At 71.0% G+C, this 23,254-nt stretch carries 20 protein-coding genes and 1 pseudogene; 12 read left to right on the plus strand and 9 right to left on the minus strand.

The features are described 5' to 3' along the window. Positions 1–2: 2 nt before the first annotated feature. From OG379_RS29400 to gmd, 5 genes are read right to left on the minus strand one after another with little or no spacing between them, the layout of a single operon-like run. On the minus strand, positions 3–830 hold the full coding sequence (locus tag OG379_RS29400; RefSeq protein WP_405665981.1) for a glycosyltransferase family 2 protein: 828 nt from the start codon (positions 828–830) through the stop codon (positions 3–5). Further along, positions 830–1,528, minus strand: coding sequence for a hypothetical protein (locus tag OG379_RS29405; protein WP_405665982.1), 699 nt, complete (start codon positions 1,526–1,528; stop codon positions 830–832). The genes OG379_RS29400 and OG379_RS29405 overlap by 1 nt, the downstream gene beginning before the upstream one ends. Beyond that, positions 1,525–3,780: a LamG-like jellyroll fold domain-containing protein gene (locus tag OG379_RS29410; RefSeq protein ID WP_405665983.1), complete on the minus strand. Its 2,256-nt coding sequence runs from the start codon at positions 3,778–3,780 to the stop codon at positions 1,525–1,527. Before OG379_RS29410 ends, OG379_RS29405 begins: the two co-directional genes overlap by 4 nt. After that, on the minus strand, positions 3,777–6,551 hold the full coding sequence (locus OG379_RS29415) for a DNRLRE domain-containing protein (RefSeq protein ID WP_405665984.1): 2,775 nt from the start codon (positions 6,549–6,551) through the stop codon (positions 3,777–3,779). Before OG379_RS29415 ends, OG379_RS29410 begins: the two co-directional genes overlap by 4 nt. Continuing rightward, positions 6,548–7,561, minus strand: a complete 1,014-nt coding sequence (gene gmd / locus OG379_RS29420; protein ID WP_405665986.1) for a GDP-mannose 4,6-dehydratase — start codon at positions 7,559–7,561, stop codon at positions 6,548–6,550. The genes OG379_RS29415 and gmd overlap by 4 nt, the downstream gene beginning before the upstream one ends. Before the next feature lie 115 nt (positions 7,562–7,676). On the opposite strand from gmd, the gene OG379_RS29425 reads away from it, so the two are divergent. Further along, positions 7,677–8,660 (plus strand): GDP-L-fucose synthase family protein, encoded by a 984-nt coding sequence (locus OG379_RS29425; RefSeq protein WP_405665987.1) that lies wholly within the window; start codon positions 7,677–7,679, stop codon positions 8,658–8,660. A gap of 72 nt (positions 8,661–8,732) precedes the next feature. Here OG379_RS29425 and OG379_RS29430 read toward each other — a convergent pair whose 3' ends face one another. Further along, on the minus strand, positions 8,733–10,283 hold the full coding sequence (locus OG379_RS29430) for an exopolysaccharide biosynthesis polyprenyl glycosylphosphotransferase (RefSeq protein WP_405665988.1): 1,551 nt from the start codon (positions 10,281–10,283) through the stop codon (positions 8,733–8,735). Between the two features lie 286 nt (positions 10,284–10,569). Here OG379_RS29430 and OG379_RS29435 point away from each other — a divergent pair, with 286 nt between their 5' ends. Continuing rightward, positions 10,570–10,863 (plus strand): ankyrin repeat domain-containing protein, encoded by a 294-nt coding sequence (locus OG379_RS29435; RefSeq protein ID WP_405668695.1) that lies wholly within the window; start codon positions 10,570–10,572, stop codon positions 10,861–10,863. 63 nt (positions 10,864–10,926) lie between these two features. On the opposite strand, the gene OG379_RS29440 is transcribed toward OG379_RS29435, so the two are convergent. Next, the gene (locus OG379_RS29440; protein ID WP_362932511.1) at positions 10,927–12,399 is read right to left on the minus strand and encodes a catalase; all 1,473 of its coding nucleotides are present in this window, start codon (positions 12,397–12,399) and stop codon (positions 10,927–10,929) included. After that, on the minus strand, positions 12,392–12,871 hold the full coding sequence (locus OG379_RS29445; protein ID WP_405665989.1) for a Fur family transcriptional regulator: 480 nt from the start codon (positions 12,869–12,871) through the stop codon (positions 12,392–12,394). Before OG379_RS29445 ends, OG379_RS29440 begins: the two co-directional genes overlap by 8 nt. A 132-nt stretch (positions 12,872–13,003) precedes the next feature. Here OG379_RS29445 and OG379_RS29450 point away from each other — a divergent pair, with 132 nt between their 5' ends. From OG379_RS29450 to OG379_RS29470, 5 genes are all read left to right on the plus strand, one after another. Next, complete coding sequence (locus OG379_RS29450; protein ID WP_405665990.1) at positions 13,004–14,491, plus strand: AlkA N-terminal domain-containing protein; 1,488 nt, start codon at positions 13,004–13,006, stop codon at positions 14,489–14,491. Positions 14,492–14,572: 81 nt separating this feature from the next. Next, complete coding sequence (locus OG379_RS29455; protein ID WP_405665991.1) at positions 14,573–15,079, plus strand: methylated-DNA--[protein]-cysteine S-methyltransferase; 507 nt, start codon at positions 14,573–14,575, stop codon at positions 15,077–15,079. Between the two features lie 58 nt (positions 15,080–15,137). Next, entirely contained in the window at positions 15,138–15,893 is a 756-nt protein-coding gene (locus OG379_RS29460) for a 2OG-Fe(II) oxygenase (RefSeq protein ID WP_405665992.1), read from the plus strand. 31 nt (positions 15,894–15,924) lie between these two features. Then, entirely contained in the window at positions 15,925–16,482 is a 558-nt protein-coding gene (locus OG379_RS29465) for a hypothetical protein (RefSeq protein ID WP_405665994.1), read from the plus strand. Further along, complete coding sequence (locus tag OG379_RS29470) at positions 16,479–17,135, plus strand: alpha-ketoglutarate-dependent dioxygenase AlkB family protein (protein ID WP_405665995.1); 657 nt, start codon at positions 16,479–16,481, stop codon at positions 17,133–17,135. The genes OG379_RS29465 and OG379_RS29470 overlap by 4 nt, the downstream gene beginning before the upstream one ends. Positions 17,136–17,180: 45 nt before the next feature. Here the strand turns inward: OG379_RS29470 and OG379_RS29475 are convergent, their stop codons facing one another. After that, on the minus strand, positions 17,181–17,924 hold the full coding sequence (locus OG379_RS29475; RefSeq protein WP_405665996.1) for an SDR family oxidoreductase: 744 nt from the start codon (positions 17,922–17,924) through the stop codon (positions 17,181–17,183). 98 nt (positions 17,925–18,022) lie between these two features. Between OG379_RS29475 and OG379_RS29480 the strand changes: the two genes are divergently transcribed. From OG379_RS29480 to OG379_RS29500, 5 genes and pseudogenes are all read left to right on the plus strand, one after another. Then, positions 18,023–18,925: a LysR family transcriptional regulator gene (locus tag OG379_RS29480; RefSeq protein WP_405665997.1), complete on the plus strand. Its 903-nt coding sequence runs from the start codon at positions 18,023–18,025 to the stop codon at positions 18,923–18,925. Between the two features lie 50 nt (positions 18,926–18,975). After that, positions 18,976–19,714 (plus strand): annotated as a pseudogene (locus OG379_RS29485) (IS5 family transposase). Between the two features lie 191 nt (positions 19,715–19,905). Further along, positions 19,906–20,409, plus strand: coding sequence for a hypothetical protein (locus tag OG379_RS29490; RefSeq protein WP_405665998.1), 504 nt, complete (start codon positions 19,906–19,908; stop codon positions 20,407–20,409). Further along, positions 20,409–21,800, plus strand: coding sequence for a hypothetical protein (locus OG379_RS29495; RefSeq protein ID WP_405668698.1), 1,392 nt, complete (start codon positions 20,409–20,411; stop codon positions 21,798–21,800). Before OG379_RS29490 ends, OG379_RS29495 begins: the two co-directional genes overlap by 1 nt. Then, a complete protein-coding gene (locus OG379_RS29500; protein ID WP_405665999.1) occupies positions 21,797–23,212 on the plus strand; it encodes a vWA domain-containing protein in 1,416 nt (471 codons plus the stop codon). Before OG379_RS29495 ends, OG379_RS29500 begins: the two co-directional genes overlap by 4 nt. The last annotated feature ends 42 nt before the right edge of the window (positions 23,213–23,254 follow it).

Genomic DNA, 23,254 nt, shown 5'->3' on the forward strand with positions numbered 1-23,254 from the left:
CCTCAACCTGTCGGTTTCTCGCGTGACTTGAGGGCTATCTGCCAGCGGTAGAAACTCATCGCCAGTGCGAAGTCCAGGCCCGCACGGCCGTCGAGGAAGCCCCGACGGTAGACGTACATGTAGGCGAAGGACACCAGCGGCTTGAACGGCGCCTTGTGGAAGAGCTGGCCCTGCCGGGACTTCACCTTCCGTACCTGCTCCTTGACATCGGGGTGGTGCTCCAGCCAGGCCTCCCAGTCGGAGTAGCGGTTGTGCCGCTCGAACCAGTCGGTGACGGGGTCCAGGTCCTGGTGCTCGATGGGGTTGCTCAGCGCCTCGGCCGTCGCCGCGACCGGCTGGTAGTGCCCCTCGACCTCCCCGATACCGGGCGCCGCGAGGTCGCCGACCTCCGGGTAGTGGCACCGGGTCCGGTCGGTCAGGGACCGCTTGCGGATCGTGTAACCGTGCCGCAGCCGCTTCCCCGAGAACCAGTAGCCCAGCGGGATGTCGTACGCGGCGGGCTTCGGGCTGTCCGCGTCGGCGAAGATCCTCCGCAGCTCCGCCAGCAGCCCGGGACTCAGCCGCTCGTCACCGTCGAGCAGCAGGATCCAGTCCAGGTCCGTGCGGACGTTCTCCAGGCACCACTGCTTCTTGCGCGGATGCCCTCCGTCCCAGGTGTACGTGACGACTTCGGCCCCGCACTCCTCGGCGATCTTCGCCGTGTCGTCGGTGCTGTGGGAGTCCACCACGACGACCGCCTCGAAGTGGCCCAGGACCGACTTCACCGCTTCGGCGATGTTCAGACCCTCGTTCTTCGTGGGGATCGCCACGGCGATGGGCAGCTTGCTCATCAGTTGTCTCCTTGAGGCAGCCAGGCGTAGCAGCCTGTGGAGGTGAAGGTGCGGGCGGACCGGGCGACGGTGATCTCCACCTGCCCGCCCGTGCCGGAGGAGCCCGACTCCAGCTCCTTGCCGTCCGCCGCCGCCACCTGCCAGCTGCAGGCCTTGGTGGGGGAGGGGGCCCTGTACCGCCCCGGCCGGAGCCCGGCGCCCTTGTGGGTGCCGTCGGCGTAACCGAGGGCGGCCTCGTCGACGACGTCCTGATGCTGGGGGCAGAGATGGGTCACGGCCGGTTTCGCGTCCGCGACCTCACCGGAGACGATCGCGGCGACGGCGATGTCCCGGTCGGCCTTGACCAGGTAGCGGAGCCTGTCACAGGTCTCCTGCCCGGTCTGGAGCACCGCGGCCGGATCCATCCCCTTGGGTACGCGGTCGGTCAGATACTCCTTCTGCTTCTTGGTGAAGGACCCCGTGGCCGGGGTGATGTCCCCGGCGGGAGCCTTCGGCGTACTGCTGGACCTCCGAGGTGCCGGGGCCGTCGTGCGGGCTGCGGACGGCGTGGGGGAGGCCCCCGTCGCGGCGGACGGCGTACTGTCCGCCGCGGCTGCGGCCTCCTTGCCCCCGTCGTCGGACCCGCCGGACGAGCCGCAGGCGGCCAGCACCGCCGTCGCGAGGGCGACGGCGGTGCTGGCCAGGAACGGGTGTCTCATTCAGCGTTCCTCAGGCCGTAGTGCGCGCTGACCTGGGAAGCGCTCAGCGCGGTCGGGTAGACGGCGGTCTCGTCGATCTGGCCGGCGAAGAAGTTGCTGGTCGGCCGGTTCGGCCAGTTGGCCAGGTTGTCGCCGCCGACCCGCCAGTACCCGGGGTAGTTCTCGTTGCCGGTGTAGAGGAAGTTGGAGGCACGCAACTGCCCGTCGACGTAGAGCGCCATGCCGCCGGTGCCCTGGGTGGCGACGACGTGGTGCCAGTTGCCGTCGTTGAAGGCCCCGGTCGTGGTGACGGTGCGGTATCCGCCGCTGTAGACGCCGAAGACGAGGCGCCCGTTGTTGGCCATGTAGACCTGCTTGTCGTAGCGGGTGCTGTTCTGCATGGTCAGGTTGCCGAACCCGATGACCTTGCCGCCCCGGGTGGTGGTGGTCTTGATCCAGGTCTCCACGGAGAAGCGGGCGGGCTGCGCGTGCAGCTTGTTGCTGTAGGCGTATTCGGAGGCACCGTCGAACCCGATGGCCGTCGAATCACCCGCGATCGCGGCCGGGGTCTGCTGGTAGGACGGTGCGTTGCGCAGGAAGCCGTTGGCGAGCCGGCCCGTGGTGTCCGCCGCGAAGGTGGAGGTCCCCTCGTCGTAGCGCCAGTACAGCGAGGCGCCGTCGGACAGCACCCGTGCCGGATAGGGCTGCGTGGAGGACGCCACCGTCGCCGACTGTGCCGGGGACTTGGCGCTGGTGTTGGTGCCGTCGCTCGCGGTGATGCGGTACGAGTGCGTCTCGCCCACCGCCACATCGGTGTCCGTCCACTTCAGCTGCGGGCGGTCCCAGAAGAGCGAGTATCCCGTGACCGTGTGCACGGGCGTGCTCGCACCGTCCTTGTAGATCCGGTAGGTCAGCTCCCCGTCGTCGGTGTCGAAGCTGGTCTGCCAGTTCACGTCGATCCGCCCCGGGGCGACCGTGGAGAGACTGACGTTGGGCACCCAGGGCGCCCCGGTGTCCGGGCCGTCGGCGAACCGGGTCAGGCCCTGCTGCCCTGCGCCGTTGACGGTGGTGAACTCCCCGCCGACCCACAGGTAGTGGTGGCCGCCCTTGTCGGTCTGGGCCATCACGCGGGGCCCGACCGGCTCACCGATGCCGTCGTTGGTGTCCGGGAACCAGGGCAGCAGCGTCGGGTCGTCGACGGACTGGGCCAGCAGATGCTTGCGCGGCTGGTCGGCGAACCCGCCCATGCTTGCGCAGTCATGGGCGTGACTCCCGCTGTACAGCACGCCCGAGTGGACCAGGACGGCCTGGGTGGCGCCCAGGCAGGTGTCCCGCCAGCGCTGCTGGTAGTCGTCGAGGTCGATGGCGATCCGGCCGTCGAACACACCGCCGCCGGTGCCCTCGTTGGCGGTGTAGAGACCGGTCGCGTCGGTCGTGAGATCCTGCACCGTCGAGGTGTTGGGGATGAAGCCCGGGTAGCTCTTGGTGAGCGCTCCCGTGGTGGCGTCGACGACGGCGAGTGCGTGCGAGGTGGTGCCGTTGACGGTGAAGAAGTCACCGCCGAGCGCCACGTGCTGCCCGTCGGGGGTCACCTGGACCGCCCGGGCCACCTCGTCGGCGTTCGCCGTCCACGGCAGCAGGTCGGCGTCGGTGGTGACGGCGGCGAACTTGTTCCTCGTCTGCCCCCCGACGCTGTTGAAGTCACCGGCCAGATAGACGGTGTCCGTGGTGACGTCCAGGGCCCGTACGGTCGCCGAGACGGAGATCTTGAAGTCCGTTCGGGGCGTGCAGGTCGCCGTGTCGACGGCGGCGATGTTGCTGACACCTTCGCCGTTCACCGCGCCGAACTGCCCTCCGGCGTACAGGGTTTCACCGTCGGGCGACAGGGCGAGCGCCCGTACGGTGGCGGTCCCCGAGGACAGGGTGAACGACAGGCTGCACCCCGTGGGCGCGCCGGTCGCCGCGTCGAACGCGGCGAAGTTGACCGCGGGCTGCTCCGAGGTCCCCGCCGCCGCGTCCGGCGGCCGGACGGTGGAGAAGGTGCCGCCGGCGTAGACGGTCCCCTCCGTCGCGGCCATCGACCAGACGATCCCGTTGGTCTGCCAGGTGGAGAGGTCGTCCGCGGTGATGGATACCGGCGGTGTCAGCGCCGCCGCCGGGGAGGCCCCGGCCGCTGTCGCGGTCAGGGCTCCCGCGAACAGGCAGAGTGCGGCGGACGCGGCCCGCACACGGCCGCTTCCCCAGGGTCTCCGCCCCGTGCTTCCGTTCATCATTCAACTCCGAAGGTGAGGACGAGCTGCGGCCGGTAGGCCGCGGTTGCCTCGCTCGACCAGATGCGGAGACTGTCCGTCCCGCTGCTGGTCAGGGCGAGTGAGGTGACGGAGCCGAGGGCCCCGTCCAGTGCGGACGCGTCCAGTTCCACCGAGTGGTCGGTGGAGACCGATGCCGCGCCGGTGATGGTCCCCAGCACGGACGTGGACAGCGCCGGCCGGGTGTTGTAGGTGACCGCCGATTCGGTCCACGCGCCGGTGACCGGCACGATGCGGTGGCTCTCGGCCGATCCCGCCGTCGGGTCCGACGAGGTGCGGAAGGTGAGCCGCGCGCCCGTGAGCACCTGGCCGGCCGGGGCGGACGGCAGGGTGAAGCGCAGATAGCTCAGGTAGGAAGTGGTGCCCCGTGAGGCGAGCTGGCTGTCGTTGTAATTCGTGTTCGCCGCCACGCCGTTGACATAGGCGTCCTCGTCCGGGGTGAGGGTCGAGGTGCTGCCGCCGGGGTCCGGCGGGGCGCCAGCCAGCTCGTGGTGCGCGGCGACCTGGGCGGCGGTCAGCGCCGACGGGTAGACCGCGGTCTCGTCGACCTGGCCGGCGAAGTAGTCGCTGGTGGGGCGGTTCGGCCAGGCGTTGTTCATGGCGTCCCCGCCCACCCGCCAGTAGCCGTTGTACGAGCGGTTGCCGGTCGCCGGGTTCGTGCCGACCGCCTCCCCGTCGACGTACAGCACCATGCCGGACGGTCCCTGCGTGGCGACGGCGTGGTGCCAGGCGCCGTCGTTGTAGGAGCCGGCCGAGGTGACCGTGGGCCGGGTGCTTCCGCTCTGGACGCCGAATGCCAGCCGGCCGTCGTCCGTCAGATAGACCAGCTTGTCGGAGATGCTGCTGGTGTGGCCGCGCTCCGTACCGATGTTGTTGCCGTAGCCCACGATCCGCCCGCCGCTCGTCGACGTGGTGCGGAACCACGTCTCGACGGAGTAAGGCGCGGGGGAGGTGTGGTGATGCAGCCGGTCGCTGTAGACGTACTCGTTCGTACCGTTGAGGGAGAGCGCGGCGGAACCTGCCACCGCGGACGGCGTGGCCCGGTAGGAGGGCGCGTTCATGTACACCCCGCCGTTACGGCTCGCCGACGCGTCGGCCGCGAAGGCGCCGCCGGCCTCGTCGTAGCGCCAGTACAGATCGGCCCCGTCGGCCAGCACCTTCTCCTGGTAGGGCGACGCCGACGACGCGGCGGTCACCGAGGCGGCGGCGGAGAGCGCGCTGGTGTTCGTGCCGTCGCTCGCCGTGATCCGGTAGCTGTACGACCGGCCCGCCACCACGTTCCGGTCGGTGAAGGTCAGCTGCGGCCTGCTGAAGAACAGCGACGAACCCGTCGTCGTGTACACCGGCGTCGCGCCGCCGTCGCGGTAGACCCGGTACGTCAGGAGGCTGTCGTCCAGGTCCAGGCTGCTGCGCCAGCTGACCGCGACCTCGCCGGCCCGCGGCGCGGACACACTCACCGCCGGTGCGGGCGGCGCCCCGGTGTCCGGCGTGTTCGCGAACCGGGTCAGCGCCTGCTGGCCGGTTCCGTTGACCGTGGTGAACTCGCCGCCGACCCAGAGGAAGTCACGGCCGCCCTTCGAGGACACGGTCAGCGCCCGGGGGCCGACCGGCTCACCGATGCCGTCGTTGGTGTCGGGGAGCCAGCCCAGCAGGTCAGGGCTGTCGACCGACTGCGCGGTCAGATGCTTGCGGACCTGGTTGGGGAAGCCGCCCATGGTCGAGCAGTCGTGCACATGGCTGCCCGCGTACAGCACCCCCTGGTGGACCCGGAGCGCCTGCGTCGCACCCTGGCAGGTGTCCCGCCAGCGCTGTCCGAAGCCGTCGAGCTCCATGGCCAGCCGGCCGTCGAACGAGGTCGGGCCCGAGCCCTCGCCCGCCGCGTACCAGCCGTCGGACGCCTCGTCCGTGACGACGTCCTTGATGACGGCTGACCGGGGGATGAAGGAGGCGCCGTAGGCGTGGGTGACGGCGCCCGAGGAGGCGCTCGTCACCGCGAGCGCGTGCGAGGCGGCGCCGCCGACCGTGAAGAAGTCACCGCCGATGAGGACGCTGTCCCCGTCCGGGGTCACCCTCAGGGTGCGGCCCGGTTCGTCGGCGTCCGGGTTCCAGCCGGTCAGGGCTCCTGCGGCGGTCACCGCGCCGAAGAAGCGCCGTGCCGTCCCGTTGACCGTCTGGAAGTCGCCGCCCGCGTAGACGGTGCCGTCCGCCGCGACGTCGAGGGCGCGGACCGTCGCGCCGAACTGCGGGGCGAAGCCCGCTCGCGGCCGGCAGGTGGCGGTGTCGATCGCCGTGAGGCCGTTGACGGCCGTGCCGTTCACGGCGTTGAAGTAACCGCCCGCGTACAGCGTGGTTCTGTCGGGCGAGACGGCGAGCGCCCGGACCGTCGCCGTGCCGCTGCTGCGGGTGAAGGAGAGGGAGCAGCCGGCGGGCGCCCCGGTCGCCGCGTCGAACGCGGCGAAGTTCACTGCGGGCGTCGTGCTGCTCCCGGCCGGGGAGCCCGCCGGCCGGATGCCCGAGAAGGTGCCTCCCGCGTAGACCACCCCGTCCGCCTGGGCCAGCGACCAGACGATGCCGTTGGTCTGGTACGTGGACAGGGCGTCGGCGGTGAAGCCGACCGGCGGGGTGAGCGCGGCGGCCGGGGGAGCGGAGAGCGCCGTGAGCGTGCCCGCCACGAGGCCCAGCACGGCGGCGAACACACCGCCCCGGATGTGTCCGAGACGACCGGCCCCTCTCATCTGTCCACCCGGACCGCGGACCCCGCGAGCTGGTCGCTCAGCAGCCGGATGTCCGCGTCCACCATGATCCGGGCCAGCTCGCGCGACTTCACCTCCGGCTTCCAGCCGAGGCGTTCCTCCGCCTTCGACGCGTCGCCGATCAGCGCGTCGACCTCGCTGGGGCGCTCGTACTTCGGGTCGTAGCGCACATGCTCGGCCCAGTCGAGGCCCGCGTGCTCGAAGGCGTACTCGAGGAACTGCCGGACGCTGACCCCCTCACCGGTGGCCACCACGAAGTCGTCGGGGGTGTCGCACTGGAGCATCCGCCACATCGCCTCCACGTACTCGGGGGCGTACCCCCAGTCGCGTACGGCGTCGAGGTTGCCCAGGTGCAGCCGGTCCTGCAGGCCCGCCTTGATCCTGGCCACCCCGCGGGTGATCTTGCGGGTCACGAAGGTCTCGCCGCGGCGCGGGGACTCGTGGTTGAACAGGATGCCGTTGGTGGCGAACATGCCGTACGCCTCGCGGTAGTTGACCGTCGCCCAGTACGCGTACACCTTGGCCACGCTGTACGGGCTTCGCGGGTGGAACGGCGTCGCCTCGTTCTGCGGGGGCGGGCTCGCGCCGAACATCTCGGAGGAGGAGGCCTGGTAGACCCGGGTCTCGATGCGGCTGGCCCGTATCGCCTCCAGCAGCCGGACCGCTCCGAGCCCGGTGACGTCCCCCGTGTACAGCGGCGCGTCGAACGACACCCGGACATGGGACTGCGCGCCGAGGTTGTAGACCTCGTCGGGCTGTATGTCCCGCAGCAGGTTCACCAGCGCGACCCCGTCGGCCAGGTCGGCGTGATGGAGCACGAAGGAACGGTTCGCTTCCTCCGGCCCCTGATAGATGTGGTCGATCCGCTCCGTGTTGAAGCTCGACGAGCGGCGTATCAGGCCGTGGACCGTGTACCCCTTCTCGAGCAGCAGTTCCGCCAGGTACGAACCGTCCTGTCCGGTCACGCCGGTGATGAGTGCGGTTTTCGCCATGACTCCCCCCTTCTCTGGTCGCCCGTAGGGCGGTTCGGTGCATCGAAATATCGCGATCTGAGCGGAATGCGACAAAGCGTCACCCGGATGCCGTGCTCCTGGCAGAATCCGGGCCATGACGACTGATCTCCCAGGACCGTCCCAGGAATCCGCCCGCCCCCTGCTGCGCCCCGGCGCCCGCATATTCGTCGCGGGCCACCGCGGCCTCGTCGGCTCGGCGCTGGTGCGCCGCCTCACCGCCGACGGCCACGACGTGATCACCCGAGGCCGGGACCAACTCGATCTGCGCGAGGCCGCGCCGACCGAGGCGTTCCTGCGCGACACCCGCCCGGACGCGGTCGTGCTGGCCGCCGCCAAGGTGGGCGGGATCATGGCCAACAGCACGAGCCCCGTGCAGTTCCTGGAGGACAACCTCCGTATCCAGCTCTCGGTGATCGCGGGCGCGCACGCCGCCGGGATCCAGCGGCTGCTCTTCCTCGGCTCGTCGTGCATCTACCCCAAGCACGCCCCGCAGCCGATCCCCGAGGACGCGCTGCTCACGGGCCCGCTGGAGCCGACCAACGAGGCCTACGCGCTGGCCAAGATCGCCGGGATCGTGCAGGTCCAGTCGTACCGTCGGCAGTACGGCGCCTCCTACATCAGCGCCATGCCCACCAATCTCTACGGTCCGGGGGACAACTTCGACCTGGAGACCTCGCATGTGCTGCCCGCCCTGATCCGCCGCTTCCACGAGGCGAAGCGGGACGGTGCGGACGAGGTCACCCTGTGGGGCTCCGGCAGCCCCCGTCGCGAATTCCTCCACGTCGACGATCTCGCCGCCGCCTGTGCGCGGCTGCTGGAGGTGTACGACGGTGCCGAGCCGGTCAACGTCGGCTGCGGCGAGGACCTCACCATCCGGGAACTCGCCGAAACCGTACGGGATGTGACGGAGTACCAGGGCCGTATCGTCTGGGACACCTCGAAGCCCGACGGCACCCCGCGCAAGCTCCTCGACGTGTCCCGGCTCTCCTCCCTCGGCTTCAAGCCGCAGATCCCCCTGCGGGACGGCATCGCCCGCACCTACGCCTGGTGGCTCGGCCGGAACGCCCCTCAGGGCTGACGCTCCGGCCGTACGGCCGCGGTACGCACTGAACCCGTGCACGCCCGTCCCCTCGTGTCCCCCCACCACGTCTCAGTACGCCCCGCGGCCGTCGGTGACGGCGCGCACCGTTCTGGCGAGGAGCCCCATGTCCGTCGCCACGGACCAGTTGTCCACGTACCAGAGGTCCAGCGAGACCGTCTCCTGCCAGGACAGGTCCGACCGCCCGCTGACCTGCCACAGACCCGTCAGCCCCGGCCGTACCGCCAGCCGCCGCAGCTCCCGCTCGTCGTAGCGCGAGACCTCCTCCGGCAGCGGGGGACGAGGACCGACCAGGGACATGTCACCCCGGAGCACGTTGAGAAGCTGAGGGAGCTCGTCCACGGAGGTGCGCCGCAGGGCATGGCCTATGCGGGTCACCCGGGGATCGCGGCGCATCTTGAACATCGGGCCCTCGCTCTCGTTCGCTGCCGAGAGCTGCTCCCTGAGGGACTCCGCGTCCGCCACCATCGTGCGGAACTTCCACATGGTGAACGGCCTGTTGTGCAGACCGTGACGCGTCTGGCGATGGAAGACCGGGCCGGGCGACGAGAGCCGCACCGCCAGCGCAACCCCGAAGAACAGGGGCGCGAGCGCCAGCAGCCCGAGAGCGGCGCCCGCCCGGTCCACGACGGCCTTGAGCGCGGCCTGCGGACCGCGCCGCAGCGGCGGCGCGACATGCAGCAGCGTCAGCCCGGCGGCGGAGGCCGGCCGCACCCGGGCGGCGGCGACGCCCGACAGCTCCGAGAGGACGCAGAGGGCCAGCCCGCCGTCGTGCAGACCCCACGCCAGCCGGCGCAGCCGGTCGTCGTCGAGCTGCGGGCCGGGCGCGACGAGCACCAGATCCGCGTCATGGGCGAAGGCGCCGCCGAGCACCGTGGACACATCGTCGTCGGCCGGTTCGGGCGCCAGGCGCCCCGGTACCGGAGTCCCGCACTCCGGCACCGCCGGACCGACCGGGATGACGGCCACCGCCGTATACGGGTGATCCGGACGGGAGTTGAGCAGATTCACCGCCCGGTCCAGGCCCGCGGCCTCACCGACGACCAGGACCCGGCGCCCCCCTCGCCGGCCTGCCGAGCGCCGCAACCGGCCGACGGTCCCCACCAGGAGGGCAATGGCCAGACCGGGCACCAGAGCCGCGACGGCGGTCGCCGGGTCGAGGCCCCCGCCTGTCACGGCCAGCAGCACCGCCAGCACTCCGACTAGGGCCAGCCAGTCACCCGAGGAAGCGTGAGCCGCTCCGGCCGCTTCCCCCGGCAGCCGGGGCGCGTACCGGCCGCGTGCCGCACGCACCCCGCTCCACACGAGCGCGGCCGACGCCGCGGCGGCCAGCGGCCCCGGCTGATCACCGGCCCGCAGCACGAGCCAGGCCGGAACCCCCAGGCCCAGCAGATCGGTCAGGACGAGGAAGGGCACACGCGGACCGGGCGACTTCCTCGCCCGCGGTCTCTCCGCGTGATCGCGCTCAACAGCCGTCGGGGCTCTCCACAACTGCCGTGGAGCCACCGTGTGGTTCCGGGACCCGGCGGTACGCGGTCGTGGTGCTCCCGCGAGCCCGACAGGCCCGGATATATCCGATTCAGGTATTTCGACATGCCCCATGAACCCCCCAGTCACAGTTGCATCCCCACAAACGGGGCGCATCCGCCGATCCTGTGGACTGACGGATGCGCCCTCGCTCGGTGCACGATATCCACACACGTGCCATTTCGCTGGAGTTCCCGTGAAGTTCAGACACGGCGGGCGATGTGATCCGTGTCGCCCTGTCCGGAGGGTTGCGGGGGCACACACCTAGAGTGGAGGTATGGAACCGCTTTCCGAGGAACAGACCCAGCAACTCGTCGTGATCGTGACGGACCTGGCCAGGCAGGGGCGGACGGAAGAGCTCCTGGAGTTCTTCGACCACGGGCTGCCGGTCGACGTCCAGGACCAGGAGGGCAACACCGCCCTCATGCTCGCCGCGTACCACGGGCGGACGGAGACGGTGCGGGCGCTGGTCGGGCGGGGGGCCGACGTCGATCTGCGCAACGCCAGGGACCAGTCACCGGTGGCGGGGGCCCTGTTCAAGGGCGAGGACGCGATCGTCGCGGCGCTGGTCGCCGCGGGCGCCGACCTGGACGCGGGGACGCCCAGCGCGCGGGCCACGGCGGAGATGTTCGGGCGGACGGCGCTGCTGAAGTAGCCGCCACCGCGGAGGGGCCCCGGGCGACGCGTCGTCGCCCGGGGCCCCTCACGTGCAGCTGGATCAGGCCTGCTTGGAGGCCTTCAGGGCCTCGATGGCCTTGCGCACACCCTCGCCGTAGGCCGGGTCGGCCTGCGTGCAGTGGTGGATGTGGCGCTCGATCGTGGCCTGCGAGGCACCGTCGATCGCCCGCGCGGTGTTGCCGAAGAGGGCGTCCTGCTGCTCCGGCGTCATCTGCCGGAACAGGTTGCCCGGCTGCTCGAAGTAGTTGTCGTCGTCCTCGCGGTAGTCGAACCGGTCGGCCGCGGCGCCGTCGAGCGCCAGACCCGGCTCGGCGAACTGAGGCTGCTCCGCCCAGCGGCCGTAGCTGTTCGGCGTGTAACCGGGGACGGCGCCCTGGTTTCCGTCCACGCGCAGCTGGCCGTCGCGGTGGTAGGTGTTGACGTTCTTCGCGCCGCGGGGCTGGTTCACCGGGATCTGGTGGTGGTTGACCCCGACGCGGTAGCGGGCGGCGTCACCGTACGAGAACAGCCGGCCCTGCAGCATGCGGTCGGGCGAGGCCCCCACACCGGGGACGAGGTTGGCCGGCGTGAAAGCGGCCTGCTCCACGTCCGCGAAGTAGTTCTCCGGGTTGCGGTTGAGCTCGAACTCGCCGACCTCGATGAGCGGGTAGTCCTTCTTCGACCAGACCTTGGTGAGGTCGAAGGGGTGGTAGCGGTACGTCGCCGCGTCCGCCTCCGGCATGACCTGGATGTAGAAGGTCCACTTCGGGTGGTCGCCGCGCTCGATGGCGTCGAACAGGTCCGCCTGGGAGGACTCGCGGTCGTCGGCGACGATCGCGGCGGCCTCCTCGTCGGTCAGGTTCTTGATGCCCTGCTGCGTGCGGAAGTGGAACTTCACCCAGAAGCGCTCGTTGCTCTCGTTGATGAACGAGTAGGTGTGCGAGCCGAAGCCGTGCATGTGGCGGTAGCCGTCGGGGATGCCGCGGTCCGACATCACGATGGTGATCTGGTGCAGTGCCTCGGGGAGGTTGGTCCAGAAGTCCCAGTTGTTCTCCGGCGAGCGCAGGTTGGTGCGCGGGTCGCGCTTCACGGCGCGGTTGAGGTCCGGGAAGTGGTGGGGGTCCCGGTGGAAGAAGACCGGGGTGTTGTTGCCGACGACGTCCCAGTTGCCCTCCTCCGTGTAGAAGCGGAGGGCGAAACCGCGGATGTCGCGCTCCGCGTCGGCCGCGCCGCGCTCACCGGCGACGGTCGAGAACCGGGCGAAGACCTCCGTCTCCTTGCCGACCTCGGAGAAGAGGGCCGCCCTGGAGTAGCGGGTGATGTCCTGCGTCACCTTGAAGGTGCCGAAGGCGCCGGATCCCTTGGCGTGCATACGACGCTCCGGGATGACCTCACGGCTGAAGTGGGCCAGCTTCTCCAGGAACCAGACGTCCTGGAGCAGCATCGGGCCGCGCGGACCGGCGGTGACGGCGTTCTCGTTGTTCGCGACCGGTGCGCCGGCGGCAGTGGTCAGCGGCTTCGTGTTGTCAGAAATTTTCCTGCTCCTCCGTGTGGAAACTTGCAAGCACCGACTCCGGGTCCCGCCGGCCACGGGCGGTCCGACATCCGGGACACAGGCCCCAGTACGTGACCTCCACGTGGTCGATGGTGAACCCGTGATCCTGGGGCGCCTCGAGGCGCGGTGAGCTCTGGGGGACATCGACGTCGGCGATCGTGCCGCACGAGCGGCAGACCACGTGCTGATGGTTGTCCCGGGGCTGCCCTTCGTACCGTGCCGGAGAATTCGGCAGGTCGATCCGCCGCGCCAGTCCGGCGTCGACGAGCGTCTTGAGTACGTCGTAGACGGCTTGGGTCGAGACCGCTCCGATGCGTGTGCGTACCAGAGTGAGGAGGGTACTGACATCGGCGTGCGGGGCCTCGTGGACCGCCGAGAGCACGGCGACCCTGGGACGGGTCACTCGCAATGACGCTCCGCGCAGGAGAGTCCTGGCCTCGGTTTCGATCACCTGCGCAGTCAACCACCTTTCTGGAATGATTCCAATAAAAGACTGATACCAGTTCTGGGAGCCGGGGTGTGCGGTCAGCGCGGTGTCTGATTCCCGCCAGCTCCAAGGGTGCGCATGACGCATCCTTGAAGCATGACCAGTGACGACAGCAGGTACGAGGCGGTGACCAGCCGCGACGCCCGGTTCGACGGCGAGTTCTTCTTCGCCGTGTCCACGACCGGGATCTACTGCCGTCCGAGCTGTCCCGCCACCACGCCCAAGCGCCGGAACGTCACGTTCTTCCCCACCGCGGCCGCCGCCCAGGGCGGCGGGTTCCGCGCCTGCCGGCGCTGCCGCCCGGACGCGGTGCCCGGCTCGGCGGACTGGAACGCGCGCGCCGACCTCGTCGGCCGGGCGATGCGGCTGATCGGCGACGGAGTCGTCGACCGGGAGGGTGTGGCCGGGCTGGCCGCGCGCCTCGGCTACAGCGCCCGACAGGTGCAGCGCCAGCTGAACGCCGAGGTCGGCGCGGGACCCATCGCGCTCGCCCGCGCCCAGCGGGCCCACACGGCGCGGGTCCTTCTGCAGACCACCACCCTGCAGGCCGCCGAGATCGCGTTCGCCTCCGGGTTCGCCAGCGTGCGGCAGTTCAACGACACGGTCCGGGAGATCTACGCGCTCACCCCGGGTGAGCTGCGCACCGCCCGGCCCGGCAGCTCCTCGCGCTTCGGCTCCGTCTCCACCGCCGACGGGGCCGGGGGAGTGCCGCTGCGGCTCGCCCACCGGGGGCCGTACGCGGCGGCCGAGATCTTCGACCACCTCGCGGCCCGCGCCCTCACCGGCATCGAGGAGATGGCCGGCGAACGGGGGGACCGCACCTACAGGCGCACCCTGCGCCTGCCGCACGGCACCGGCATCGCCGAGGTCCGCGAGCGGACCGGCGACGGCTGGCTGGAGTGCCGGCTGCACCTGGGCGACCTGCGCGACCTGACCACCGCCACCCAGCGGATGCGCCGCCTCTTCGACCTGGACGCCGACCCCGACGCGGTCGCCGAACGCCTGGGCGCCGACCCCGTGATGGCCGCGCTCGTCGCCCGTACGCCCGGGCTGCGGGCCCCCGGCGCCGCCGACGTCCACGAACTGGCCGTCCGGGCGGTCCTCGGCCGGCAGGCCTCCCCGGCCGCCGGACGCCGCCTCGGCAGCGCCCTGGTGACGGCCTACGGCGCGCCCCTCCAGGTACCGAGCGGCGCTCTCACCCGTACGTTCCCCGACCCCGGCGACCTGGCCGGAGCCGGCCTGGAGGAGCTGGGGACCGGCCGTTCCTCGCGCGACACGCTGCGCGCCGTCGCCACCGCCCTGGCCGACGGGCGGATCGGGCTCGACCCGGGCGCCGACCGCGACCAGGTGGAGAAGGAGCTCCTGAGCCTGCCGGGCGTCGGCCCCTGGGCGGCCGGCTACATCCGCATGCGGGCGCTCGGCGACCCCGACGTGCTGCTGGTCGGCGACACGGCCGTCGACGCGGGCATGCGGCACGCGGGCGCCGGTGCGGGGGACGCCGACGCGTGGCGCCCCTGGCGTACGTACGCCATGCACCACTTCTGGAACGCGGCCGCCGACCGGACCCGTCTCGTGGCAGCGTGACGTCCGAATCCCGCCAGCCGTTTCGCCGCGGACCTCGCACAGTTGACGTGTACGACCGATGATTCCGGAAGGACCATGACGATGACGCTCTACACCACGATCGACAGCCCGCTCGGCGAGCTGCTGCTGGTGGGCGAGGAGTCGGCCACCGCGGAGGGCGGCACGGCCCTCGCCTCGCTCTCCGTGCCGGGCCAGAAGGGCGGGGCGACGGTCCAGGACGGCTGGACGGAGAGCCCGGAGGCCTTCACCGTGATCACCGCCGAGCTGCGCGCGTACTTCGAGGGGAGCCGGACCGGCTTCGGCATCGAGTGCACCGTCAGCCGTGGCACCGACTTCCAGCGGCGTGTGTGGGGGGCCCTGGAGGCCATCCCGTACGGCACCACACTCAGCTACGGCGAGATCGCCGCGCGGATCGGGGCCCCGCGCGCGGCCGTCCGCTCGGTGGGCACCGCGATCGGCGCCAACCCGCTGCTGGTCGTGCGCCCCTGCCACCGCGTGATCGGCGCGAGCGGAGCCCTGACCGGCTACTCGGGCGGCCTCGACCGCAAGAGGCAGCTCCTGGACCTGGAGAACCACCAGGCGGCCTGAACGGCCGCGCGCCCCACCGCGTGCGAACGCCCTGGGGTCATGCGAGGAAGGCGTACCGATGACCGACACCCTTCACCTGGCCGCACCCCCGGCCGCTCCCTTGGGCGCTCCCTTGAGCGAGCGCGTCGCGGGCCAGGACTGGGACGCCCTGGCCGAGGACCTCGACGCGTACGGAAGCGCCCTCACCGGCCCCCTCCTCGCCCCCGAGGAGTGCCACGCCCTCACCGCCCTGTACGACGAGCCCGAGCGGTTCCGTACGACCGTCGACATGGCCCGGCACCGCTTCGGCTCCGGCACCTACCGCTACTTCACACACGACCTGCCCGAACCGGTGTCCGCGCTCCGCGAGGCGTTCTATCCGCGGCTGCTGCCCATCGCCCGGGACTGGGCCGCCAGGCTCGGCAGGCTCGCCCCCTGGCCCGACGGCCTGGCCGAGTGGGTGGCGATGTGCCACGACGCCGGGCAGGCCAAGTCCTCCCAGATCCTGCTGAGTTACGGAGCCGGGGACTGGAACGCGCTGCACCGCGACGTGTTCGGGGAGATGCTCTTCCCGCTCCAGGTCGTCGTCGGCCTCGACGTGCCGGGCACCGATTTCACCGGCGGCGAGTTCATCATGACGGAGCAGCGGCCCCGGGCGCAGTCACGGGGATCGTCCACCACCCTGCCGCAGGGCCACGGGCTGATCTTCACCACCCGCGACCGGCCGGTGGCGGGCAGGCGCGGCTGGTCGGCCGGGCCGATGCGGCACGGCGTGAGCACCGTCCGCTCCGGGCGGCGCCACACACTGGGCCTCGTCTTCCACGACGCGGCATGACGGCGGCGGCCGGCACGCGAGGAGCGACACCATGAACCACCTCACCGAACGCCCGTCCCCGTTGATCAGCGACCACGACCTCGCCGCCCACGGCATGCCGCGGGACCCTGTAGCCCACACCCACGAGGAACTCGCTGCGCTGGTAGCCCTGTTGCTGGAACAGCGGAAGCCCCGGATCGAAGCCGTCTCCGTGGGTCACAGCAGGGACACCGCGTCCCGAGCGGCTGCCGCCGCCTTCGCCACCGTGTGGACGGCATGCGGCGGCACGGTCCTCACCACGGTGGACTGGCCGGAGACAGCCGCCTCCTGGCTGCGCCCGGCGACCCGGCTGGCGAGCGGGCCCCCCGACGCCTGGGTGATGGCGGCAGCTCTGCCCGGATTCGCCCAACTAGCCCGGCGGCTGCGCCGTTCCACCGACTGGGACCCGGCCCGTACCTACGCCTTCGCCTCCCTCCAGGACTCCCGTCTCCCGGCGTTCGCGGGCCCAGACACCGTCCACGGCATGCGTGGTGCCACGGCGGACGGCGGCACCTGGGACATTCGTGGCAGGTGGCTCACCGCCTGCCCGCCCGGGCAGGTGCCGTCATGAGCGCCCTGATCCCGCGCCCCGCCATGGAAGTCGCCCCGGGCGCCTGGCACGTGCCCGGCTGGCTCAGCCCCGCCCAGCAGCGGGAACTGGTGACGGAGTGCCGCGCCTGGGCCACCGGCCCCGTCCCCATCCGGCACACGCGGCTGCCGCGCGGCGGCGTCATGTCCGTACAGACCGTGTGCGTCGGATGGCACTGGCAGCCGTACAGGTACTCCCGCACGGCGGACGACGTGAACGGCCGGCAGGTCGCCGCCTTCCCGGACTGGATGGTCCGGCTGGGCCGCCGGGCCCTCCTCGACGCGTACGGCGACGAGGCGGCCGCGCGGGACTACACCCCGGACACCGCGCTCATCAACTTCTACGACGGACAGGCCAGGATGGGCATGCACCAGGACAAGGACGAGCGGTCGTCCGCCCCGGTCGTCTCCCTGTCCATCGGCGACACCTGCGTCTTCCGCGTCGGCAACACCGAGACCCGCACCAAGCCCTACACCGACATCGAACTCTCCTCGGGCGACCTCTTCGTCCTCGGCGGGCCCTCGCGCTTCGCCTACCACGGCGTTCCGAAGGTCCACGAGGGCACGGGCGACCCGGACACCGGGCTGAGCTCGGGGCGGCTGAACATCACGATGCGGGTCACCGGGCTGTCCTAGGTGTATTGACCCGCAGGGTTGTTCACGCGACTTTGCGCAAACGGCCTAGAGCTGCGACGCCCCTCCGTCGACAGGGAACTCCGTTCCCGTCGAGAAGGTCGCACCGAACGCCAAGTACGCCACTGCGGCGGCCACTTCCTCGGACGTCCCCAGCCGCTGCATCGGGTTGGTGCTCCGGTAGGTGTCCTTTATCGTCTCGGCGACGTCGGCGGGGACGGAGCGGTCCAGGATGCCCGTGTCGGTCGGGCCGGGGCTCACGGCATTGACCCGCACCTTGTGCGGCAGCAGCTCGCGGGCCAGGGTGCGCGTCATCGACCGCAGGGCTGCCTTGCTCGCCGAATAGACACTGAGCGTGTCGAGGCCCAGGACGTTCACCACCGACGTGGTGAGGACCACGCCGCTTCCCTTGCGCAACAGCGGCGCCAACGCCTGCACCGTGAAGTAAGGGCCCTTGGTGTTGATGTCGAACAGCGTGTCGTACATCTCCTCCGTCGTCGAGTCGAACGGCGCGGACTCGGTGACGCCGGCGTTGACGAACAGCGCGTCCACCGCACCGAACCGCTCCTGGACCGTGCCGGCCAGCGCCTTGATGTCCGCCAGGGACGCGGCGTCGCTGCGGACGCCGACCGCCTTGTCCCCCAGCTGCTCAAGCGCAGCGTCCAGAGTGGATCGGGTGCGGCCGGTGATCAGTACGTGCGCCCCACCGTCCGCGAACAACCGGGCCGTAGCCAGGCCGATACCGCTGCTTCCGCCCGTGATCACGATCTTCTTGCCGTCATAAGTGGTCATGCCCTCAAGCCAATATCCACCCGCACACCCTGTCCAAGACCTGTTCCGTATGCCGTCATGCCCCAGGCGTATGACGACGCGCGACGTACCCTGAGCGAATGGACATCAGTCTCCGGCTCGTGCGCTATTTCACAGTCGTGGCGGAGTACGGCAACTTCGGCCGGGCCGCGACCAAGCTGCACCTGGCACAGCCGTCGCTGAGCCGCCAGATCCAGCGACTTGAGGCTCAGCTCGGTGTCCGGCTTTTCGACCGCTCGCCGCAGGGCAGCAGCCTCACCGACGCCGGTCAGGCATTCCTTCCCAGGGCCCGGATACTGCTCCAAGAGGCCGAGCAAGCCGCTCGCACGGCCAGAGCCGCCGTCCAGCCCCGTATCGTCACCGTCGGCTGCGCCGAAGGACTGGTCATCACCGCCTGTGTGCAGGAACTGCGCCGCCGGCACCCCGACGGTCAGGTCCGCACCCGGCACCTCGACTGGCGGGACACGCGCGCCCTCGCCGAGGGGCGGGTCGACGCCCTCGTTCTGTACAGGCCCCTGCCCTTCCCCACGGACGGCTTCCGGGTGACCAAGCTCCATCAGGAATCGCGGGTACTCGTCACATCGGCAAGCCATCACCTGGCGAACGAGAAAGCCGTCAGCCTGCGGGCTCTGTCGGACGAGGAACTGGTGGCCTGCGTCAGCACTCCGGTTGTCTGGAGCACGCCCAAGCCGGTCGACGGCCGCCCGGCACCACCCCCACCCGCGATCGACGACAGCTACGAGGACAAGCTGGAACTCATCGCCACCGGCCACTGTGTCGCGATCTTCCCCGCCGCCGATCGACGTGCTGCTGTGCGCGAGGACATCGCCCTGGTGCCCGTCATCGACATCGATCCCTGCGAGCTCGTGCTCGTCACGCGCGCCGGCGACCCAAACCCGTTGCTCGGGTCCCTGGAAGACGTCGCACGTACATTGCTCGGCACAGCCTCCCGACAGGAGAACAGCACGCTGCCGATCAGCTGACCCCTCGCGGCGGTGTCTACAAATGATCTTGTGTGGTGGATCATGGTCGGGTGATACGTCGCCATGAACTGTCCGATGCCGAGTGGGAGTTCGTCCGTCTGCTGTCGCCTCGGTCGGAGCGAGGGCGGAAGCGGTCGGATGACCGGACGGTCCTCAATGGACACCTTCGAGCGGATGCTGCGTGAAGCCCTGGCACGGGCGGATGCGGCCGGTGAGGTCGATTGGCCGGTATCGGTCGACCCCACCATCGTCCGGGCCCACCAGCACGCGGCCGGGGCCCGAAAAGGGGGCTCCGGAACCCCGCACTCGGCCGCTCCAGAGGCGGACTGACCAGCAAGGTTCACCTGGTCTGCGACGCTGTCGGCCGACCGCTCGCCTTCGTTCTCACCGGCGGGAACACCAATGACTGCACCCAGTTCACCGCCGTGATGGAGGCGATACGGGTGCCCCGCACTGCGCAAACGGGTCCTGGCCGACCCCGCGTACAGCCCGATCATGTCCAGGGAGACGAGGGCTACAGCTCGAAGGCGATCCGGGCCTGGCTGCGGCGCCGGGGCATCACGCACACCATCCCGGAACGAGCCGGCCAGATCCGCCAACCGGGCCCGGCGCGGCAGCCTCGGCCGACGTCCGCCAGTGGTCGATCGCGAGATCTACAAGCAGCGCAACGTTGTGGAACGGTGCTTCAACCGCTCGAAGCAAAGGCGCGGCGTCGCGACCCGCTACGACAAGACCGCCGAGTCCTACCAGGCCGCCGTGACCCTCGCCTCGCTGCTGATGTGGGTGTGACACCTTGACGACAACTCCTAGGGGCGTCCGCAAAGTCCCGCCCTGTCCGCGACGCCCTTCGGGCGTGCGGCGGGACTTCGTGGCCCCCTGGGCCTTCTCCGACTCCCGTTGTCAGTGGGCGCCAGTAGGTTCAGTCGTGTTCCGCCGGTCCGGCGGAAACAACCCCTCAGCTGTGCATTGGAGATGGCGCGTTGTCCGATTGGGAGAGGTCGAGCACGGCACGGGTGATACCACCCGCGCGGCCGCGCAAGCTCGCCAAGGTTCCGTTCGTCGAGCTGGCCGACGGGCGCCTGCAGGGTGTGGTGTCCAGCGGCTCGGACATCGGCCGGGTCTACGTCTCGTCCGTCGCCACGGGGAGCTACGCGTTCGCCTGCAGCACCAACAACAACCGGCCGTGCGGCGGTGCGCGCGGATCGTTCTGCAACCACATCGGCGCCCTGATCAACGAGGCGGTCCTGCAGTACGGCGCGGAGCGCGTCGTCCGGTATCTGAAGGCCGAGGTCCCGGAGGGGGAGGTGGACGGGGCCACGCTGGCCTCGGCCATGAGGAGCACCCGTCCCCAGGCGGACGGGACGAAGGCCGCGGCATCCGTCTTCAGCCGCTTCCTGAGGCACCTGGCCTATCTCGAACACCCCCCGGTCACGGCCCCGCTGCCCGAGATGCACTTCTTCCCGCCGACCCGGGCGGTGGCATGATGCACGCCGGACTGCTCACCGAACCCGTCGACGGACTGGACGAAGCCCTGGAGGCGGTCGACGCCTTCGACCGGGCTCTCGTCGGCGGTCTGCTCCGCCCCCAGCCCGCCGGGACCACCGGCCCGACGCGACTGGCCGACGCAGTGGTGGGGACACCCCTGGCCGCCAGGGTCGCCGAGGCGGCAGGGAAGGCTGCGGCCGGCGCGGCCGGGGAGGACCATTTCCTGGCCCTGGCCGCCGCGCGGACCGCGCTGCTCGGCTCCGTCCACGACGCGCTGCTGTCCCGTGCCGAGGAGGCGGCCGGCCGTCCGCCTGGCCCGGGGACCGTGCCGGCCGCCGGTGGGCAGCCGACGGCGAATCTGCTGACGGCCGCCCGCGCCTGGCTCTCCGACCTGGCGCGCTGCGGGTGGCAGGGCCTCGACCACGAGGTGGTGTCCGGGGCGGCGGAGGTCGTGTCCGCGATGCTTCCCGATCCGTCCCTGCGCCGCCTCGCAGCCCTCCTCGACGGCTTCGCCGCCGAACTCGCCGCATCCTGTCCCGGTGCGTCTGCGGAGGGTTTTCCGCTACGCCGCTGGGCCGATCTCTGGTCGCGCGGGATGCTGCTGACGGTGCCAGGAGCGGCCGTCGCCCCCGCCGTCGGGACCGCCGTCGGACGCCTGCTGCCCCTCGGCATCGACGTACAGGAGCACGCGACCGCCGCGCAGGCGCAGGTGCACGCGGTGTTCGAGCCCGCGGACGGATCCGCTCCCCGCCTCGTGCGCGCCAGTGTGTCCGTGCCGAAGCCCGACACGGTCCTCGGAGCCGGGATCTGGCAGCTGCTGCGCCCGCACATGTCGCTCCTCGCCGCCGCGGGCGAGGGCCGCTCGATGGACCTCACCGGTATGCCGGTCACCGCCGAGGGCGACCTCCTCTGGAGCGACGAGCACGCACGCGCCGGTCAGCCGGCCGAGGCGTTCGCCACCGCACGCGTGGCGCTGCCCGCCGCGACCGCCCCGGTGACCGCGCCTCTTGACCGGCATCCGGCGCGCATCGCCGTTCCCGTCTTCCTGGAGGGCTACACCGCCCGTACGGATGACGACGGCCGGGTGACCTTCACGGTCGCCGGGACCGAACTGGTCGTGGACACCGACCGGATCCCGGCCGCCGGGCCGCTCACGCCCGAGGCCGTCGCCACGTCCGGCGCGTGCATCGCGCTCATCCGCTGGGACGCCGGGAGGTTCGGCGTACAGCCGCTCGCCGTCGAGACCACGGTGCGGAAGAAGGTGACGTCGGTCCACGCGGGGGCGTGGGCCGGAGGGACGGCCGACAAGGCCGGGGTCAGAGCGGAGAAGGCGGCCACCGACGCCGCGAAGGTGCTGAGCGAGCGCGCGGGAAGGCTGCTGCGGAAATGACCGGACAGCAGAGTCCCGAGGGGACCGGAGAGCCCTCGCACGACAACCGCCGCCAGGTCATGTACTGGCGCCTCCTCGCCCGGCTCTTCGACCACGAGGAGCAGTCGGCCCTGGAGTCGGCGAGCCTCGCCGTGGTGGAGGACATCGGCCTGCCCGCCAAGCTGCTGGATCCGCAGGCATCGGTCGATTCCGTGGTGCAGCGCCACCCCGAGCTGGCCGCCGAGTTCGACGGTCTGATGGTCCCGGAGGCGGAGGCCGACGGAGATGCCGACGCCCGCGACCGGGCGGCCGAGGTGCGGCGCGCCGCACTGGTGTCGAAGGTCCTGCTGAACGTGTTCCACTCCCCTCCCGGCACCGTCACCGCAGGCCGGCTGGCACGGTGGCAGTCCGACGCGGGCTGGCTGGAGCGCGCGCTCGGCTGCAGGCCCGGGGAACTGCGCGGCGGACGCTCCGGAGGGGCCGGCGCCGCCCCGACGGGTACGGGAGGCGGGGGGAGGACCCCGGACCTCAGCCGTCTCATCCCGGAGATCGGCCCGGAGCTCGGCTCCATCGAGGCCGGCCTGGTCAAGCGGATGCGGCTGCGCGAGGTGCTCGCCGACCCCCAGCTGGCCGGACAGCTGACGCCGAGCATGTCGCTGATCGAACAGCTGCTGCGCGACAAGGACAACCTCTCCGGTGTGGCCCTGGCCAACGCCAAGGCGCTGATCCGCCGCTTCGTCGACGAGGTCGCCGAGGTGCTGCGCACACAGGTGGAGAAGTCCACCGTCGGCGCCCTGGACCGTTCGGTCCCGCCCAAGCGGGTGTTCCGCAACCTGGACCTGGACCGCACGATCTGGAAGAACCTCACCAACTGGAGCCCTGAGGAGGAACGGCTCTACGTCGACCGTCTCTTCTACCGCCACACCGCGCGCAGGACCACGCCCCAGCGACTGATCGTGGTCGTCGACCAGTCGGGCTCCATGGTCGACTCGATGGTCAACTGCACCATCCTCGCCTCGATCTTCGCGGGTCTGCCCAAGGTGGACGTCCACCTCATCGCGTACGACACCCAGGCACTCGACCTCACCCCATGGGTGCACGACCCCTTCGAGACCCTGCTGCGCACCAACCTCGGGGGCGGCACCGACGGCACGGTCGCCATGGCACTGGCCCAGCCGAAGATCGCCGAGCCCCGCAACACGGTCGTGGTGTGGATCTCGGACTTCTACGAATGGCAGACCGAGCCGCTGTTCGAGAGCATGGCCGCCATCCACCGCTCCGGAGCCAAATTCATCCCGGTCGGCTCCGTGACCAGCTCCGGCCGCGCCAGCGTCAACCCGTGGTTCCGGGAGCGCTTCAAGGACCAGGGGACGCCGGTCCTCTCCGGCCACATACGCAAGCTCGTCCACGAGCTCAAGACCTTCCTCACCTGAGGCTTCTCGGCCCGGTGCAGTTGAACCCGAATTCCCAGAAAG

It is taken from the genome of Streptomyces sp. NBC_01166, assembly GCF_045039765.1.
Lineage (GTDB): Bacteria > Actinomycetota > Actinomycetes > Streptomycetales > Streptomycetaceae > Streptomyces.